Annotated in this window: 13 protein-coding genes; 4 read left to right on the plus strand and 9 right to left on the minus strand. The window is 60.5% G+C overall.

Translation table 11 applies throughout. The features are described 5' to 3' along the window. The 7 genes from DTP52_RS15665 to DTP52_RS15695 form a co-directional block, all read right to left on the minus strand. Positions 1 to 837 carry an AraC family transcriptional regulator gene (locus DTP52_RS15665; RefSeq protein ID WP_109754165.1) on the minus strand — a complete coding sequence of 279 codons (837 nt, stop codon included), beginning with the start codon at positions 835 to 837 and terminating at the stop codon, positions 1 to 3. A gap of 238 nt (positions 838 to 1,075) precedes the next feature. Next, positions 1,076 to 1,492, minus strand: a complete 417-nt coding sequence (locus DTP52_RS15670) for a heme-binding protein (RefSeq protein ID WP_109754166.1) — start codon at positions 1,490 to 1,492, stop codon at positions 1,076 to 1,078. Between the two features lie 80 nt (positions 1,493 to 1,572). Further along, positions 1,573 to 2,355, minus strand: coding sequence for an ABC transporter substrate-binding protein (locus tag DTP52_RS15675; protein WP_109754167.1), 783 nt, complete (start codon positions 2,353 to 2,355; stop codon positions 1,573 to 1,575). 144 nt (positions 2,356 to 2,499) lie between these two features. Then, positions 2,500 to 2,850 (minus strand): RidA family protein, encoded by a 351-nt coding sequence (locus DTP52_RS15680; protein ID WP_109754168.1) that lies wholly within the window; start codon positions 2,848 to 2,850, stop codon positions 2,500 to 2,502. After that, positions 2,847 to 4,220 carry an NAD(P)/FAD-dependent oxidoreductase gene (locus DTP52_RS15685; RefSeq protein ID WP_109754169.1) on the minus strand — a complete coding sequence of 458 codons (1,374 nt, stop codon included), beginning with the start codon at positions 4,218 to 4,220 and terminating at the stop codon, positions 2,847 to 2,849. The genes DTP52_RS15680 and DTP52_RS15685 overlap by 4 nt, the downstream gene beginning before the upstream one ends. After that, entirely contained in the window at positions 4,213 to 4,542 is a 330-nt protein-coding gene (locus DTP52_RS15690; protein WP_109754170.1) for a (2Fe-2S)-binding protein, read from the minus strand. Before DTP52_RS15690 ends, DTP52_RS15685 begins: the two co-directional genes overlap by 8 nt. Next, on the minus strand, positions 4,532 to 5,656 hold the full coding sequence (locus DTP52_RS15695) for an FAD-binding oxidoreductase (protein ID WP_109754171.1): 1,125 nt from the start codon (positions 5,654 to 5,656) through the stop codon (positions 4,532 to 4,534). Before DTP52_RS15695 ends, DTP52_RS15690 begins: the two co-directional genes overlap by 11 nt. A 159-nt stretch (positions 5,657 to 5,815) precedes the next feature. Here DTP52_RS15695 and DTP52_RS15700 point away from each other — a divergent pair, with 159 nt between their 5' ends. The 3 genes from DTP52_RS15700 to DTP52_RS15710 all read left to right on the plus strand — a co-directional run bounded on the left by DTP52_RS15700 (position 5,816) and on the right by DTP52_RS15710 (position 8,891). Continuing rightward, complete coding sequence (locus tag DTP52_RS15700) at positions 5,816 to 6,721, plus strand: LysR substrate-binding domain-containing protein (protein WP_109754172.1); 906 nt, start codon at positions 5,816 to 5,818, stop codon at positions 6,719 to 6,721. A 137-nt stretch (positions 6,722 to 6,858) separates the two neighbouring features. Next, a complete protein-coding gene (locus DTP52_RS15705; RefSeq protein ID WP_109754173.1) occupies positions 6,859 to 7,944 on the plus strand; it encodes an aromatic ring-hydroxylating dioxygenase subunit alpha in 1,086 nt (361 codons plus the stop codon). Further along, positions 7,941 to 8,891 (plus strand): PDR/VanB family oxidoreductase, encoded by a 951-nt coding sequence (locus tag DTP52_RS15710; RefSeq protein ID WP_109754174.1) that lies wholly within the window; start codon positions 7,941 to 7,943, stop codon positions 8,889 to 8,891. The genes DTP52_RS15705 and DTP52_RS15710 overlap by 4 nt, the downstream gene beginning before the upstream one ends. Before the next feature lie 149 nt (positions 8,892 to 9,040). Here DTP52_RS15710 and DTP52_RS15715 read toward each other — a convergent pair whose 3' ends face one another. Further along, a complete protein-coding gene (locus DTP52_RS15715; RefSeq protein WP_109754175.1) occupies positions 9,041 to 9,754 on the minus strand; it encodes a GntR family transcriptional regulator in 714 nt (237 codons plus the stop codon). Between the two features lie 101 nt (positions 9,755 to 9,855). Then, positions 9,856 to 10,887, minus strand: coding sequence for an Ldh family oxidoreductase (locus DTP52_RS15720; RefSeq protein WP_109754176.1), 1,032 nt, complete (start codon positions 10,885 to 10,887; stop codon positions 9,856 to 9,858). Positions 10,888 to 11,180: 293 nt separating this feature from the next. Here DTP52_RS15720 and DTP52_RS15725 point away from each other — a divergent pair, with 293 nt between their 5' ends. After that, positions 11,181 to 16,013 (plus strand): dermonecrotic toxin domain-containing protein, encoded by a 4,833-nt coding sequence (locus DTP52_RS15725; RefSeq protein WP_109754177.1) that lies wholly within the window; start codon positions 11,181 to 11,183, stop codon positions 16,011 to 16,013. Positions 16,014 to 16,058: the final 45 nt, after the last annotated feature.

Genomic DNA, 16,058 nt, shown 5'->3' on the forward strand with positions numbered 1-16,058 from the left:
TCAGTCTGGAACAATTGAGCAGCGCTTGCGGTAGTCCGCCGGACTCAAACGGTAGGCGCGCTGGAACCAGCGGCCCAAGTGGCTCTGGTCGGCAAAACCGAGCATGGCCGCCACCGCCACGGCGCTCTCGCCACAGGCCAGCAGGCGTCGGGCGCGGGCCAGGCGCAACTGGATCAGATAGGCATGGGGCGCCAGGCCGAAAGCCGCCTTGAACGCCCGGGTCAGGCGGAAACGATCCACGCCGGTGACCCGCGCCAGGTCATCCAGGCCGATGTCTTCACTCAGATGACTATGCAGATAATCCCGGGCCTGTTGCGCCACCAATGGCAGGCGCGGGTCGGGGTTGATCCGTGCGCGCCATTGCAGGTGTTGGGTCAGGTTGGCCAACAGGGTATCGAGGGCCGTCTGGCGCACGATGCGAATCTCCTGCTCATGCAAGCTCTGGAAGGCCAAGGCCGTGGCATTCGCCAGCCGCGCATCGTCAGTCAGGGTGGCAGCAAACCCCAACTGGGCATTGTCCGGCGCCACATCGAACAAGGAGCGCAACTCGCGCTCCAGCCAGTGGGGCTCCAGGTACAACGTGCGGTAGGTAAACCCTTGAGCGTGAGGGGCATTGCCGTCGTGGAGCTCGCCGGGCTCAAGCAGGAACACTTTGCCCGGCGTGCTGTTGTGCTGCTGGCGACGGCAATGAAACTGCTGCACGCCCTGTTCGGTCACGCCCACCAGATAGGCGTCATGCCAATGGGGATCGTAGGCATGCCCCTCGAAATGCGCGCGCACGGTCTCGATGCCGGACGTGGCGTCCTGCTTGAGATCGATCCAGTTGCGCGCGGTCATGCCCTGTCCCGTTCAGTGAATGTGCTCTTGGCAGATTAACTGCTGATGAGGCGCGTGTCTGGAAGATTTGTGCAAACCTTGGTGGAGACGGGCTTGCTCGAGAAAGCGTTCGGGGGCTGTAAATACATTTGTTGACTGACCCACCGCCATCGCGAGCAGGCTCGCTCCCACAGGAGAAACGCGGTCCCACCAAGAACCAGGCCGGCTGTCAGGCCGCCTTCGCGACTCGACCGAAGCCTCAGGCATCCGGAGTAATCACCGCCTCCACCGCCAAACGAGCCAGTTCGGCATCCTGCTCGGCCTTGACGCCGGATACACCGATAGCGCCGATGCACTGGCCGTCGTGGCGGATGGTCACGCCGCCTTCGAGCATGCCTTGCAGGTGCGGGGCGCTGAGGAAAGCGTAGCGGCCACCGTTGATCATGTCTTCGAAGACCTTGCTGTCGCGCCGGCCCATGGCGGCGGTGCGCGCTTTTTCGGTGGCGATATAGGCCGATAACGGCGAGGCATCGTCCAGGCGCGACAGCCCGAGGGGATGACCACCGTCGTCCACCACGCAGATCGACACCGCCCATTGACGCTGGTGCGCCAGTTTCTTGGCCGTCACCAGCAATTGCTCAACGTCCTGTTCAGTGAGTACCGCTTTGGTTTTCATGGATCACTCCGTGTTGTGCCGCAACAAGCCGGTAAGACAGCCCGCAAGCCAATGCCTGCGGGCCGAAAACACCCCGAGATTTACTCGCCGTAGATATCGAAATCAAAGTACTTCTGGCGAATCCTGTCGTACGTGCCGTTGGCGCGAATGGTCGCCAGCGCCTGATTGAAACGGCTCGCCAACGCATCGTTCTTGCGTACCGCAATGCCGATGCCCGTACCGAAGTATTGTTCCTCGGTGAAATTGGGCCCGACAAATTCGAAGTCCTTGCCCTCCGGACGCTTGAGCAGGCTCTCGTCGATCACCACCGAACTGGCCATGGTCGCGTCCAGGCGCCCACCCAACAGGTCGAGGAATATTTCGTTCTGCGAACCATAGCGCACTACCTCGGCGCCCGCCGGGGCAAAGTGATCAGTGACATAACGATCGAAGTTGGTCGCCCGCTGCACCCCGATCCGCTTGCCTTTGAGCTGGGCCGGGATATCGTTGATACCGCTGCCCTTGCGAAACACCAGGCGCGCCGGGATCCGGTAGTAACGGTCGCTGAAGTCCACCGACTTCAACCGCTCGGGGGTGATGGACATGGAGGAAATCACCGCGTCGACCTTTTTCACCTTGAGCGCCGGAATCAAGCCGTCGAACTCCTGTTCCTGCCAGATGCAACGGACCTTCATTTCGGCGCATAACGCCTGGCCGATGTCGTAGTCGAAGCCGACGATGGTGTTGTCCGGGGTTTTCGAGGCGAAGGGTGGGTAAGCTGCCTCGATGCCGATGCGCAGCGATGACTCGGCGGCTTGCAGGTTCGCGCCGAAAGCCAGCAGCGAGACGAGACCCAGTTTCAGGGCGATGCGTTTAACGTTCATTCAGTTGCTCCAGATGCGATGTTATTGATTCCGGACGCTCCATAGAAGTCATCCGTTATGGCAGCAGCAATGTGAACAAGCCCGGGCGATGACTCTGGCGGTCGCCTGCCCGGTGACAGCACAACGGTGATCCGGCCGACGGCCTCAGACCGCCGCCGTGACAATCAGCTCCAGCAAAATCTGCGGGTCATCGAAGGCTACTTGGGCCGTGGCTCGCGCTGGCGTCTGCGTGGCATCGACCCACTCGCTCCACTGCGCGTTCATGGCGGCGAAATCCCGCCCCATGTCTTTCATCCAGATCTGCACGCTGAGCAGCCTGTGCTTGTCGCTGCCCGACGCGGCGAGCAGTTCATCGACCCGTTGCAGCACCTGACGGGTCTGGCCCTGGATGTTCTGGCTGCAGTCGGTGGCGACGACGCCGCTGAGCCAGGCCACGCCGTTGTGCACGACGCTGCGGCTCAGGCGTGGGTTGCTTTCGATGCGTTGAATACTCATGTGGGTTCCTCGACGGAGAGACGCTCGCCGGCCAATTGGGCGAGCGTGATAGGTTTGAGGGGTGAACGGATGCGGTAATAGCCCACCTCGGCGGGCGACACTTGGCGGTGTTCGGCGATGATTTCAGTGACGCTCAGACCGCACTGGCGCCCCTGGCACGGGCCCATGCCGCAACGACCGAAGGCCTTGGTCTGGTTGGGGCCCAGGCAACCCTGGTCGACATGACGGCGGATGTCGCCAGCACTGACTTCTTCGCAGCGGCACACCGTGACGTCGTCGGCGGGAATGCGATTTTGCATGCCGGGGCGATACAGGATGTCGAGTAGCGGCCGTATGGCGCGGGCGCGGCCTAACGCCCGTTGCAGGGAAGACGCTTGCGCGGACTGGCCAGCGATTGCCAACGCGGCCAGGCGCCCCTCCAGTTGCGCCACCCGGGCCCCGCCGATGGCGCCACCGTCACCGGCGATGAAAATGCCCGGCACGCTGCTTTCACCCCATTGATTGCGGCGCACAATCCAGCACAATTGTTGTTCATTCCAGTCATGTTCCAGACGCAACGACCAACTGATCTGGGTGTTCGGCACCACCCCCTGATGCAGCAGGATCAAATCGGCGTGAATGCGCTGTGAGCGGCCTTGGCTGTCGAAGCTCAAGGCGCAGGCCCGGTCCGTGCCTTCAACCCGCAAGTTGCAAGCGCTGCGAAAATGCCGGACGCCGGCACGCTTGAGCTCCGCCAGCAGCCTCAGCCCTTTGAGCAGGTCGCGCCAACCGCGCAGCGCACCGGGAATTGCCCGCCAGGCCCGCAGCAGATCGCTTCGCTGGCTGGTATCCACCAAGGCCTCTGGCGCGATCCCGGCGCGCAGGTATTGCACCGCCAGCAGGTAGAGCAATGGACCACAGCCGGCCAGCACCACTGGCGTGGCCGGCACCATGGCCGCGCTTTTGAGCAAGATCTGCCCGGCTCCGGCGGTCATGACGCCCGGCAGGGTCCAGCCGGGAATCGGCATCGGCCGCTCGAAGGCCCCGGTGGCTATCAACAGGTGGCGCCCCTGCAAGACTTCAGCGCGCCCCTCGACCAAGTAGTGCACCTGACGCTGCGGCGTCACCTGCCAGATGGCCGCGCCAGGCAGATAGCGGGCACCGCATTGCAAAAAGTCGGCGGCCAATTTCGCCCCGGCAACATAGTCGTCACCCAACACGGCGCGGCTGCGTACGTCAGCCTGGAGCACCTGGCGATAAATCTGCCCGCCCGGGCTGGCCTGTTCATCCAGCACGACCACTGACAGGCCATGAGCCCTGGCTTCGAGCGCAGCGCTCATTCCCGCCGGGCCAGCACCGATGATGATCAGGTCGATGACTGCGTTATTCATCGCCGCCCTCCTCCCACGGTGCCAGGCAAGCGGCTCCGCGTTGGCGACGCACGCGCATGCCGCAACGTACCGGCACCAGGCACGCCTGGGTATTGGCTTGTCCGTCCACCTCCACCAGGCATTCGAAACACACACCCATCATGCAATAAGGCGCACCGGCACGACCGTTGATGGCGCTCTCGCGGGTGTGGCGAATGCCGCAGGCGAACAGGGCCGCAGCCAGGGATACCTCGGCGGGCACCGTGAGCGGCGTGCCTTCGAATTCGATTTGCACGCTGTGATCTCCCAAGATCAGCGGCCGGAACAGGCTGTCAGCCGACATGGCGCACCTCTGCTTGCGGGTTGAAACGTTGCAGCCCGAATGGCTTCACCGCCGGGTCATCGAATTCGCCGGCGATCCACGGCGCCAGGCGCAAGGCATGGGCAGCGGCCAGCGTCACGCCGCTGTGGCAGCTGACAATCGACAACCCCGGGCAGCCCTGGGGCGTTTCGTAGATCGGAAAGCCATCGGCACTCATCACCCGCAGCGCCCCCCAGGCCCGCACCAGGCGCACCTGGCCCAACCGTGGAAAACACTGCACCGCGCGCCGGGCAATAGCGGCCATGACCTGGCTGCCGGTGCCGTCATCGAAGCCCGCTGACTCGTGGGAATCGCCCAGTTGCAGCGTGCCCTCATCGGTCTGGCGGACATAGGTGGTGGGGTACTGTAGAAATGGCTCAAGCCGCTCGGTGACCAGGATCTGCCCCCGGTTCGGCTGCACCGGCACGTCCAGCCCCACCCTGGCCCCCAACGCCCGATTGCCGAGGCCGGCGGCCAGCACCACCTGGCGAGCAGACCAGCGCTGGTCTCCAGCCCGCAGTTCGAAGCCCGTGGCACCCGCGTCGATAGCATCGACGTGATGGCCGTTAATGAGTTTGACCCCGCGCGCCTGGCAGGCGGCGTAGAGCGAGCGCAGCAGCTTGAGCGGGTTGACGTGGCCGTCCATGGGCGAAAAGCAGCCGCCCACCACGTCTGGCCCAATACCGGGCAAGCGGGTGCGTAGTTGCGCAGCGTCCAGCAATTCAAAGGGGTAGTCGCCGGCAAAGGCGTCACGCAGCCAACCCAGCCGACGGCTTTCCTCGGCCATTTCTCCATCGCTCAGGCACAACTGGAACCCACCCTGTTGGCGCAAATGGACGTCGATGCCGGTATCGGCTTGCAACGCCTTGGCGAACCGAGGCCAGAGCGCCACCGATTCCCGCGTCCACTGCGCATATGGGCTCATGCGGTAGCCCTTGCCCTGGACCCAAAGCAGACCAAAGTTGCCTCGGGCCGCGCGAATGGCATCGTCGCCTTCATCGAGCACACTCACCCGGCGCCCGAGCAAGGCCAGCCCATAGGCGATGGACATCCCCACCAGGCCGCCCCCCACGACAATGACATCAGTTTTTTGCATGGCTTTCTTATCGCTGCTTTTGATGCCTTACACTTAGTAAAGTGCCGGCCCTGTGGCTGGTTAAAGCGGTTGTGGACGATCCTAGAGCGATGACAATCTCTTGAAAAATGCTTTATTTTGGCAATCTCATGTCTTTTTGTTATGGACTGGAAGCGCACTATGAACCTCCGTCAACTGGAAGCTTTTCGCGCCGTGATCCTGGGCCAGACCGTGACCCGCGCCGCCGAAATGCTGCACATCTCGCAACCCGCGGCGACCCGGCTGATCGCCAGCCTGGAAGAGGACATCGGTTTCAGCCTGTTCGACCGGGTCAAGGGGCGGCTGCAACCCACCGCCGAGGCCATGACCCTGTATCAGGAAGTGCAGCGCTCGTTGTTAGGCGTGGAACGCATCGCGCGGACCGCCCAGGACATCCGCACGCTCAAGCGCGGCTCCCTGCACATTGCCTGCGCACCGGCCATGGGCTTGTCATTCGTGCCCCGGGCGATTGCCGCGTTCATGGCTGAACACGATCAAGTACAGATATCACTGGTGGTGCATTCGTCCCGGGAAGTGGTGGACCTGGTGGTGGGCCAGCGCTGCGACCTGGGCCTGATCGTGCTGCCCAACACTTACCCCAGCCCCCGCGCCGAAAAATTGCTGGCAACGCGTATGCTCTGCGCCCTACCGGCCGGCCATCGCTTGCAGGACCAGGCCACCATCCGTCCAGAGGATCTGCAGGGCGAACCGTTCATTTCCTACCCGCAGTCGATTGCCTCACGCCAACACATCGACGCCATCTTCGCCGCCCATGGCGTAGACCGTGAGCTGCGCCTGGAAACCCAGCTCTCGTTGCCCATGTGCGCGTTCGTCGAACAAGGCCTCGGCGTGGCGCTGGTGGATGCCATCAGTGCCGTCGAGTACCGGGGCCAGGGCATCGTCTTCCGGGCCTTCGAACCGGCGATAGAAATGGACTTCAGCATGCTCCTGCCCATCCAGGGGCCGGTTTCCAGGCTGCAAGCCAGTTTTCTGGAGCACATGCAGCGGTTTATCGAAGCGCAGGTGCCGGCGCCCTATCGGTTTTGATGCAATCGTCGATTCAGCATCAATGGATCCACTAAATAACCAATCATCCACAAATCCAGCAAAACAATTGACAAGCAAATTAGTTAAGAGAGTTAATGGATCCACAGACAAGAACAACATCCGCCTGGAGATCCGTCATGTACCCCAAAAATGCCTGGTACGTTGCCTGCACCCCCGATGAAATCGCCGACAAACCCCTGGGTCGCCAGATCTGTGGTGAGAAGATGGTTTTTTACCGCGGGCATGAGGGCAAGGTCGCGGCCGTGGAAGATTTCTGCCCTCATCGCGGCGCCCCGCTCTCCTTGGGTTATGTCGACAACGGCAACCTGGTGTGCGGCTATCACGGTCTGGTGATGGGCAGCGACGGCAAGACCGTCGAGATGCCAGGGCAGCGGGTACGAGGGTTCCCTTGCAACAAGACTTTTGCGGTCCAGGAGCGGCATGGGTTCATCTGGGTCTGGCCTGGTGACCAGGCGCTGGCCGACCCGGCGCTGATCCATCATCTGGAATGGGCCGAAAGCGATGAATGGGCCTATGGCGGAGGCCTGTTCCACATCCAGTGCGACTATCGCCTGATGATCGACAACCTGATGGACCTGACCCACGAAACCTACGTCCATGCCTCAAGCATCGGCCAGAAGGAAATCGACGAGGCGCCGCCGGTGACCACGGTCGAAGGTGACGAAGTGGTTACCGCCCGGCACATGGAAAACATCATGGCCCCGCCGTTCTGGCGCATGGCCTTGCGCGGCAACAACCTGGCCGACGATGTGCCGGTGGACCGCTGGCAGATCTGCCGCTTCACCCCGCCCAGCCATGTACTGATCGAAGTGGGTGTCGCCCATGCTGGCAACGGCGGTTATCACGCCGCGCCGCAATTCAAGGCATCGAGCATCGTGGTGGATTTCATCACGCCGGAAACCGAGACCTCGATCTGGTATTTCTGGGGCATGGCGCGACATTTCCAACCGCAGGATGAAGCCCTTACCGCGTCCATTCGCGAAGGCCAAGGCAAGATTTTCAGCGAAGACCTGGAAATGCTCGAGCGCCAACAGCGCAACCTGCTGGATCATCCGCAACGCAATTTGCTCAAGCTCAACATCGATGCCGGTGGTGTGCAGTCCCGTCGGGTGCTGGAGCGCTGGATCGCACGGGAACGGGAAGCACAGGCCGGTTTGATCGCCAGCAGCCATCAACCGCAAGTGGCGGAGCAGCGGCCATGATCGAAGTCCAGGTCGCGGCGCGACACAACGAAGCCCTCGACATCTGCAGCTACGAGCTGACGCGTGTCGATGGCGAGCCGTTGCCGGCCTTCACCGCCGGCGCCCATATCGACGTGCATTTGCCCGGCGGGCTGATTCGCCAGTACTCGCTGTGCAATCATCCCGAGGAACGGCATCGCTACCTCATCGGCGTGCTCAAGGATCCGGCGTCCCGCGGTGGTTCGCGCAGCCTGCATGAGCTGATCCAGCCAGGCATGCGCTTGCACATCAGCGAACCGCGCAACCTGTTCGCCCTCGCCCCGCAAGCCCGGCGCAGCTTGTTGTTCGCTGGTGGCATCGGTATTACGCCGATCCTGTGCATGGCCGAGCACCTGGCCCAGAGCGGTGCGACGTTCGAGCTGCATTACTGCGCCCGCGCCCGGGACCGCGCGGCCTTTGTCGAGCGCCTGCGACAATCCCCTTACGCCGACCGGGTATTCCTGCATTTCGATGAAGAACCGCAAACCCAGCTGGACGCCGCCAGGGTCCTGGCCGCGCCCGGCGATGACCTGCACCTCTACGTGTGCGGGCCCGGTGGTTTCATGCAGCACATCCTCGACACAGCCAAGAGCCAGGGCTGGCAAGAAGCCTGCCTGCACCGCGAATACTTCGCCGCCGCCCCCACCGATACCCGCGCCGATGGCAGCTTTTCGGTCAAGCTGGCCCGCAGCGGCCAAGTGTTCGAGGTGCCGGCGGACCGCAGTGTGGTGCAGGTACTGGAGAGCCATGGCATCGAAATTCCGATTTCCTGCGAGCAAGGTGTATGCGGCACCTGCCTGACGCGTGTGCTGGAAGGTGTACCGGAACATCGGGACATGTTTCTGACCGAGGCGGAACAGGCCGGCAACGACCAGTTCACACCGTGTTGTTCCAGGTCCAGGACACCAGTCTTGGTACTGGACCTCTAACACCGGCATTGTGGGAGCGAGCCTGCTCGCGATGGCGTCGGTTCTGCAGCATCGAGGGTGACTGACCCACCGCTTTCGCGAGCAGGCTCGCTCCCACAGGGGGTCTGTGGTGGGTCACAAATCCAGCAGTCATCCACAATTGGGGTTGTTCACTCCGAACGCAGAATCACCTTCATCCGCTCGTCAGCCAGCGTCGAGCCGAACACTTCGGCGTAGCGCAGGGTCGCATTGGCATGCTCGCGCATGATGGCCTCGGCACGGCCGCTCTGGCGGTTGATCAGGGCGTCGAACACCGAATGGTGTTGCATATGGGCATAGTTGAAGCGGCGAAACTCGCCGGCCATGTTCTGGCGATCCACCGCCAGGGCCGTGACTGAAGCGAATGGCAGATGATCGTTGCGGGCCAGGGCATCGGCAATCGCCGGGTTGTGGCTGCCTTCGACGATCACCTGGTGAAAGCGCATGTTGAGGTCGTGATAGACCTCCAGGTCGTCCTCGGTCACATAGCCCTTGGCGAACAGTTCATCGCCCTGCAGCAGGCATTGCTCGAGTATCGCGCGGGCCTCTTCAGACAAACCGTGCTCGGCCGTCTGCCGTGCCGCCAGGCCCTCCAGCACGCCACGCACCTCCACGGCCCCGGCGATCTGCTCGGCGCTGACCGAACGTACCTGGAAACCTCGTCCGCCGAAGCGCACCAGCAACCCTTCCTGCTCCAGGGTGCGGAACGCCATGCGCACCGGCATGCGCGAAACACCGAACAGCTCAGCCGTGGGGACTTCCATCAAGCGCTCACCAGCGGCCAGCTCGCCCGAGGCGATCATCTTGCGCAGCGCAACCAGCACCGTTTGGCCGGGCTTACTCATCCAGGCGATTCCAGAGAAAAGAAGCCGTCATAGTAAAAGGCTTGGCGCAGCGTGTCACGGCAAGGCACCGGCCCCGGTCGATGGGGTCGCTCTCAGGTTGTTCAACTCCCCGCCAACTCGCGCAACTGCGCCAAGGCCTGCTCGTCCAAGGTAATCCCATGTTCATTGGATTTGCTGCGCTCGCGATGGCGACGATCCCCCGGCAACCGGCGCAACCCGACGCCATGCATCTGCCTGACCAATTCCTGGCTGCGCTCGGCGAAATCCTGCCCGGCGGTCTTGCTCGGGTCGATCACGATCAACAACTGGCCGGTCCACGGCGTCTTGGCGCCCGGATGGTTGTGCCAGTCGAATTCGAAGGAAAAATTACCGCCAGTCAGGGCGGCGGCCAGCAACTCGACCATCATCGACAACGCCGAGCCCTTGTGCCCGCCAAATGGCAGGAGCGCACCACCTTCGAGAATCGCCTTGGGGTCGCGGGTCGGCTGGCCGAGGCTGTCCACGCCCATGCCCGGCGGCAACAACTCGCCCTTGCGTGCGGCAATCTGTACGTCGCCGTGGGCGATGGCGCTGGTGGCGAGGTCGAAGACAATCGGCTCGCCGTCGGCCCGCGGTGCGGCGAAGGCAATGGGATTGGTGCCGAACAATGGACGGTCGGCGCCATGGGGCACCACGCACGTCATGCTGTTGACCACACTCAACGCCACCAGGCCTTCATAGGCAAACGGCTCGACATCCGGCCAGAGCGCGGCGAAGTGATGGGAGTTGCGAATGGCCAGGACAGCGATACCGGCGCTGCGAGCCTTCACCACCAGCAATGGACGCGCGGCGGCCAGGGCTGGCTGGGCAAACCCGTTACCGGCGTCCACTGCGACAAACCCTGATGCGACATCTTCGACCGTCGGCACAGCCTGACCGTTGACCCAACCGCTGTTGAGCGTCGAGACATAACCGGGAATGCGAAACACCCCATGGCTATGGGCTCCGTCGCGCTCGGCCCCGGCACAGTTTTCAGCCAGGCACCGCGCAACGTCGGTCGACGTGCCATGACGCAGGAAAATCTTCTCCAGCAGGTTCACCAGAGCATCGTAGGACAAGGTGCAAGAAGCGGCATGATCGGATGGCGCAGACATCTGAAGCTCCAGAATGATTGTTGGAGGTAGCAACAGCGTAAAGGACTCGCCGGGTGATTAAACACCGCTTCGCGGTGCGAGCAAAGCCTGCTCGCAAAAGCCGCCACAGCTCTCCAGTGGGGGCGAGCCTGCTCGCGATAGCGGTAGGTCCGCTTGCATCGATATTCCAGCCTGAGAGGCCTCAAACCCAGCGTGCGGTAACTATGTACCACCTTTGCCCATTCATCGTTGCCTAGTCTGGCGGCTTCCTCCACGTTCGCGCCGCCTTGAGGCGCCTTGATCGAGAAGCAACGATGCTCACTGAAACCACACCACTTTTATTTCCCGAGGTATTGAACGCCCATCGCCTGGACCAATTGACCGCCACCCACGGGCTGACCCAGGCAGACCTCGACTGGTTACACCATATCGCCCTGCCCAACCACATCCGGCGCACGGCGCAGACGCCACCGATGTTCGCCGAAACGATTCTGTTGCAAGCCGAGAACAAACCGCCCATCGCACTGGCCGGCTGCCTTGCCCTCAGCACCTCGACAGACCGCAGCGCATCGAGCACCCAACCGGCGTTCCTCTACACACCCAGTGGTGGAATCGAAAAACTCGACAACCTGGCATCCCTCGAACAAAAGATCGATCGGATACGCCAGGACGCTGTGCAACGCGACGACCTGTTTCGCCTCCTGTCGATTTCCCAGCGCAGCGAATTGATCAGCACGACCAACATCAGACAGACCCGGCAACTCATCGAAGAGGATGTGTTCCAGGCTCAACTCAAATCCATCGAGGACGCCCAGAGCCTCAATGCCCTGGCCATGGTGAACGAGCTGATCAGACTGCCCTCGTTACGATCGATGCTTGACCAGATATTGAGCGAGGCACTGCCGGACCTGGATCATCGACAGATCCGCGTGGCATTCAGCAAGGGCGGGCACCTGGCAGGTCCAAAGGCAATCCAGGTGACCGAAAGCATTCCACTGAGCGACGCCATCCTGGGCTACTTCCATAACCAAGGCTGGCCGCCCGGGCATGACATCGATCTGACCCACCCGGGCACACTCCCATCGTCCTACACCCCGCTGCAATGGGAAAACATCATAAAGGACACGGCCAGGAAACTGATTCCGACACTTCAGGGCTGCCTCGATGCCTTCTGGGAAAACACAACAGCGCGCGTCTATATGTCTCGGCGCAAACTGCTTTCCCAAGTCATCCACGATGGGCTCTGGGCTGCGATCCTGGTGGAACGGGAAAAAAGGCAACTGACGGATGAACAAAGTCGCGAGTTGCTGCGACTGTTCCGGCCTTCCCGCCGGGACGAGGCGCTGTTGTTCATCGAAACGATTCGCCTCTGGGAATACGAGCCGCACTATGTAGAGCTTGCAGGCTCTCTGATGATCAGCGCCAAAGGAAACTACCTCTATACCCCCATTCATGGTTTTCAGAAGATAGACAACTACCTGGGGTTCAAGGAAGCGTTGTTCGGTAACCCCGCAACCACCGCAAAAAAGGAAGCACTCTATAGCCTCCTGGGCCTGGAAGAGCGCAACCGCTTCCTGCGTTTTGACGAGCCACAGGTCTCGGGCGAACCACTGGACTTGCCCGTGTCCGAATCCCTGGCGAACGCAATCATCAAAAAGCAGAAGGATAATCTTCATTACGCGCTGGAAATGTCTCGCCAGGGCGATGTCGACATTCACCCGCTCATCGACAAAGCCTTGGATATACGCAGCTTCATCAACAAAAGCCTGCTGAGCCAGCCAACCGCCGGACATTGGGGGACTCATCCCGCCTTTCATGGAAGTCTGCGCCCGTCCAACTTCATGGCCGATCAACTGGAAAGAAAGGTCAAGAGCTATACCGATGTTGAAAAGGCTTTCAATGGCCTCTTTATTCGGTTGCCAGCATCCCATGGCGTTTCGCTGCACAACGGGCTCAGGCAGTTACTGCCTGAACTGATCAATGTTTTTTCCTTAGGCATACGCGCCGAAGCCGAACTCAGGGAACTCAACGCGAGCCTGCCGGCGATTGCGAATGACTTGATCAGAACAGTCTTTGCCTACGACTCAGAATATCCGGACCGCTCACAACGTATCGGGGTCAGGGGGTTTCGACCGGATGTCTATTCGTTGACGCTGGTCTGCAGCGTAGGAGATCGAACGGCTTATATGCCCCTCGCCAACTGCTTTCTATTAACTGAACGCGGAGGACTCGATACACCCTATTCGGGCATGGCAATCCTCTGGACACCCGCCGATGGCTTGCAGGCCTTTTCGTCCGTCGAAGTGGCCACCCAGCAACTGAATCGGCACCTGCTCGACTCCCGAAAGCGCTTTGGTTTGCTCACCAACCTCACGCCCGACCAACGCAAGCCACATGGGCGTTATCAGCTCCAGGCGTACGAACTGATCGAAGATAACGTGCTGGTGAATCGAATGAGTTCGTTCATCAAACACTTCGAGGCCGAGCAAGGGTATCTGAGCACGTTGAAAGCCGGAAGCTGGCAACTGACCGGCAATGCATTACTAAAAAGCCTTCAGGCAATGTTGAACAAAGGCGCGCCCACCAACCTCAAGCGCGCCACACACATCGCCCAGGCCAACAGACGGCAACAGAAACTTCCCGCCTGGCTCGGCGCAGCGGTGCTTGAAGACCAACGCCTGCACATTGAATTGCTTGAGCAATATAAAAACAGCGTGGCCGACGGCAAGGACTACCTGGACGGTATCGAGCCGCTGCGAACCTATGCACGTAATAAACTCAAAATGCTGTTGGACGCACGCTTCGCTGCAAAGAACCTTGACCCCGATACCATCCAGATCACGCCGAACCTTGCCATTGTCGGGCCGGCCAGTTCGCTGACCGACTTTGCCTTGCAGCACATCGAAGTGACCCGCAAAGGCTTCAAAGTGTCTTCGACGTCCACGCAGAAGCTGCCGGACGGCCTGAACGAAACCGCTGTCCGGCAAATGTTGTCCTCATTGAATATCTCTACCGACTATAAAAAACATGTAGCGCAAAAACTGTCCGGCACCACCGCGGATGTCCAGCAAAGAAAAACAGCCTTCCGCCAACAATTACCCTGGCAGTTGCTGCAACACGCTCACGCTCGTCATCTACAACAACACCTTTCCCCCCTGGCTTTCGACCTGATCCGTCAGGTGATGGACATGCCTGATGCCATCGCCCGCAAAGCGGTTGAGGGTGCCAGCGCGGTTATTCGCCCCCTGGAATTGATCAAGACCGGCGGCGCGGTGCCGGTCAAGGCGCTGGGGCTTTACTTGATCGGATCGAGCCTCGATGCAGCAGGCCCCCAGGTCCTGTACTCGCCTTACCATGAGGGTCATTGCTTCAGCGAGTTCAAGGACGAAAAAAGCGTTATAGCCGCACTCAATACCTCAGGATCGCTTCAGGGCCTGCTGATTCGCCGGCTTCCCGAGAACCAGCAGGCCATTTTCAGAAACCTGCTCGCCGCCACGCTCGGGCAGCGATCGGAAATGACCCTGGCCTCCAATCCTATCCAGACCAATCTGCTCGACACATTGTTCAACGACAATGCGGCATTGTTATCGGACATGCTGACCACACAGACAATTGAAAACCGTCAGCTTGATTGGAGAACAGTCCTGCACCTGTTCACCTCCGGCGTCAAGCTGGTGGGCGGGCAATTGGCGGGCAAACTGACTTTTATCGAAACCCTCTGGGAAAGCTATCAGGACTTCAAGACCTCAGCCGAAGCCTTGCAGCAGCATGACTGGAAAACAGGCTTGCACGATTTTATCGCCGGTGCCGCAGAAATGGTGTCGCTGGGCATGCTGAATCGTGAGGATACATTCGGTCTTCTCGATCCCATAGAACCGGTCTCGCAAGGCGCGACACTGGAGCGCGACTGGAAGAACATCGCTTCCACCGCCCAGATTCGGACCGACCTGAACGTTTTTGAGGCCATGGGTATCAGCCTGGCGAACTTGCAAATAGACCCGATCGAGAAAATCTACAAGGCACTGGAAAATGGCAGGCGTTATGTCCCCTTCGCCGGCAAAGTCTTCCAGGTGGCGAGAGCCAACCAAACCTGGCGAATCGTGCATGAGCACGGAGAGGGGCCGCTGCTGAAAAAATCGTCTGACGGCCGGACATGGGAACTCGATCCACAACGCCAGACCATACGCTTCGGCAAAGCAGGGTCGAAAATGGCCGTCACCTACAGCGACTTCAAAGCCAAGGGCTCACTGAATATTGAAGCGCGGGGAATGTCTGAGATACGCAGGAAGTATCCTTACCGCGCCAATATGATTGTCCAGGCACTGGAGACCGCGAGGTTCTATTCATTCAATGCCCTTCACAACTTTGAGCAATTCAAGCGACGACCGCTTACGGGCTCTCGGCTGGATAGTTTCCTCAAACTGTTTTTTGGGGTCGACAGCATCGACGCCCGTCTTATCAGCAAGATAGAGGCGGCGATCTCGCCCATATGCCGGGCATTGGCCGATCCGTCCTGGGAGTTGCAAAATGCCGAGCGCATCGTGGTCGGCCACCTCAAGCACCTGGAAGATAGAGCGACCGCCTTCGTACTTGAGCCCGCGGCCGTCGGAAGAATCTACATCACGCAGTTTTTCTTCGACATGGGCCTGGATTGGTACAAGGCCGTCGTACCGTCGTCCTTTAATGTCGATGCCCATGCCCAGGGGGCGACCTTCATCCACGAAGTTTCCCACCAGTTGTTCAATACGTTCGATTTCATCTACCTGGATGCCTCGCTGCCCTTTCTGGACTTGATTTCAACAGCGACTTATTCAGGAAAGTCGCAATACGACAAGCAAAAGGACCTGCAACTCAACGGACTGTCATTGACCACACCCAAGTCAAAACTGTTTACGCAATGGGACAGCACGGATAACACCGACAAGAAGATGGAACTGTTGCCTGGGTACAAGGAAACCACCCGGGAAATCCTCAGGATAACCGGCGCCAGAACCATGGATAACGCTCGTGATGATTTTCTCGATCCGATTTTGCCGGACAAGCGCATCGACGTCATACTTCGTAACGCCGACTCGATCACGCTCTTGATTTGTGAAATGGGACGCCAACTCGACCCAAGCCCGTCCCGGCAGATTACCGTGCCGTGAAGCGTTTGAGTTGTTGATCTTTTTTTCACGCAATGTATGCGACGC

Source organism: Pseudomonas sp. 43mfcvi1.1 (assembly GCF_900115935.1).
GTDB classification, from domain to species: domain Bacteria; phylum Pseudomonadota; class Gammaproteobacteria; order Pseudomonadales; family Pseudomonadaceae; genus Aquipseudomonas; species Aquipseudomonas bijieensis.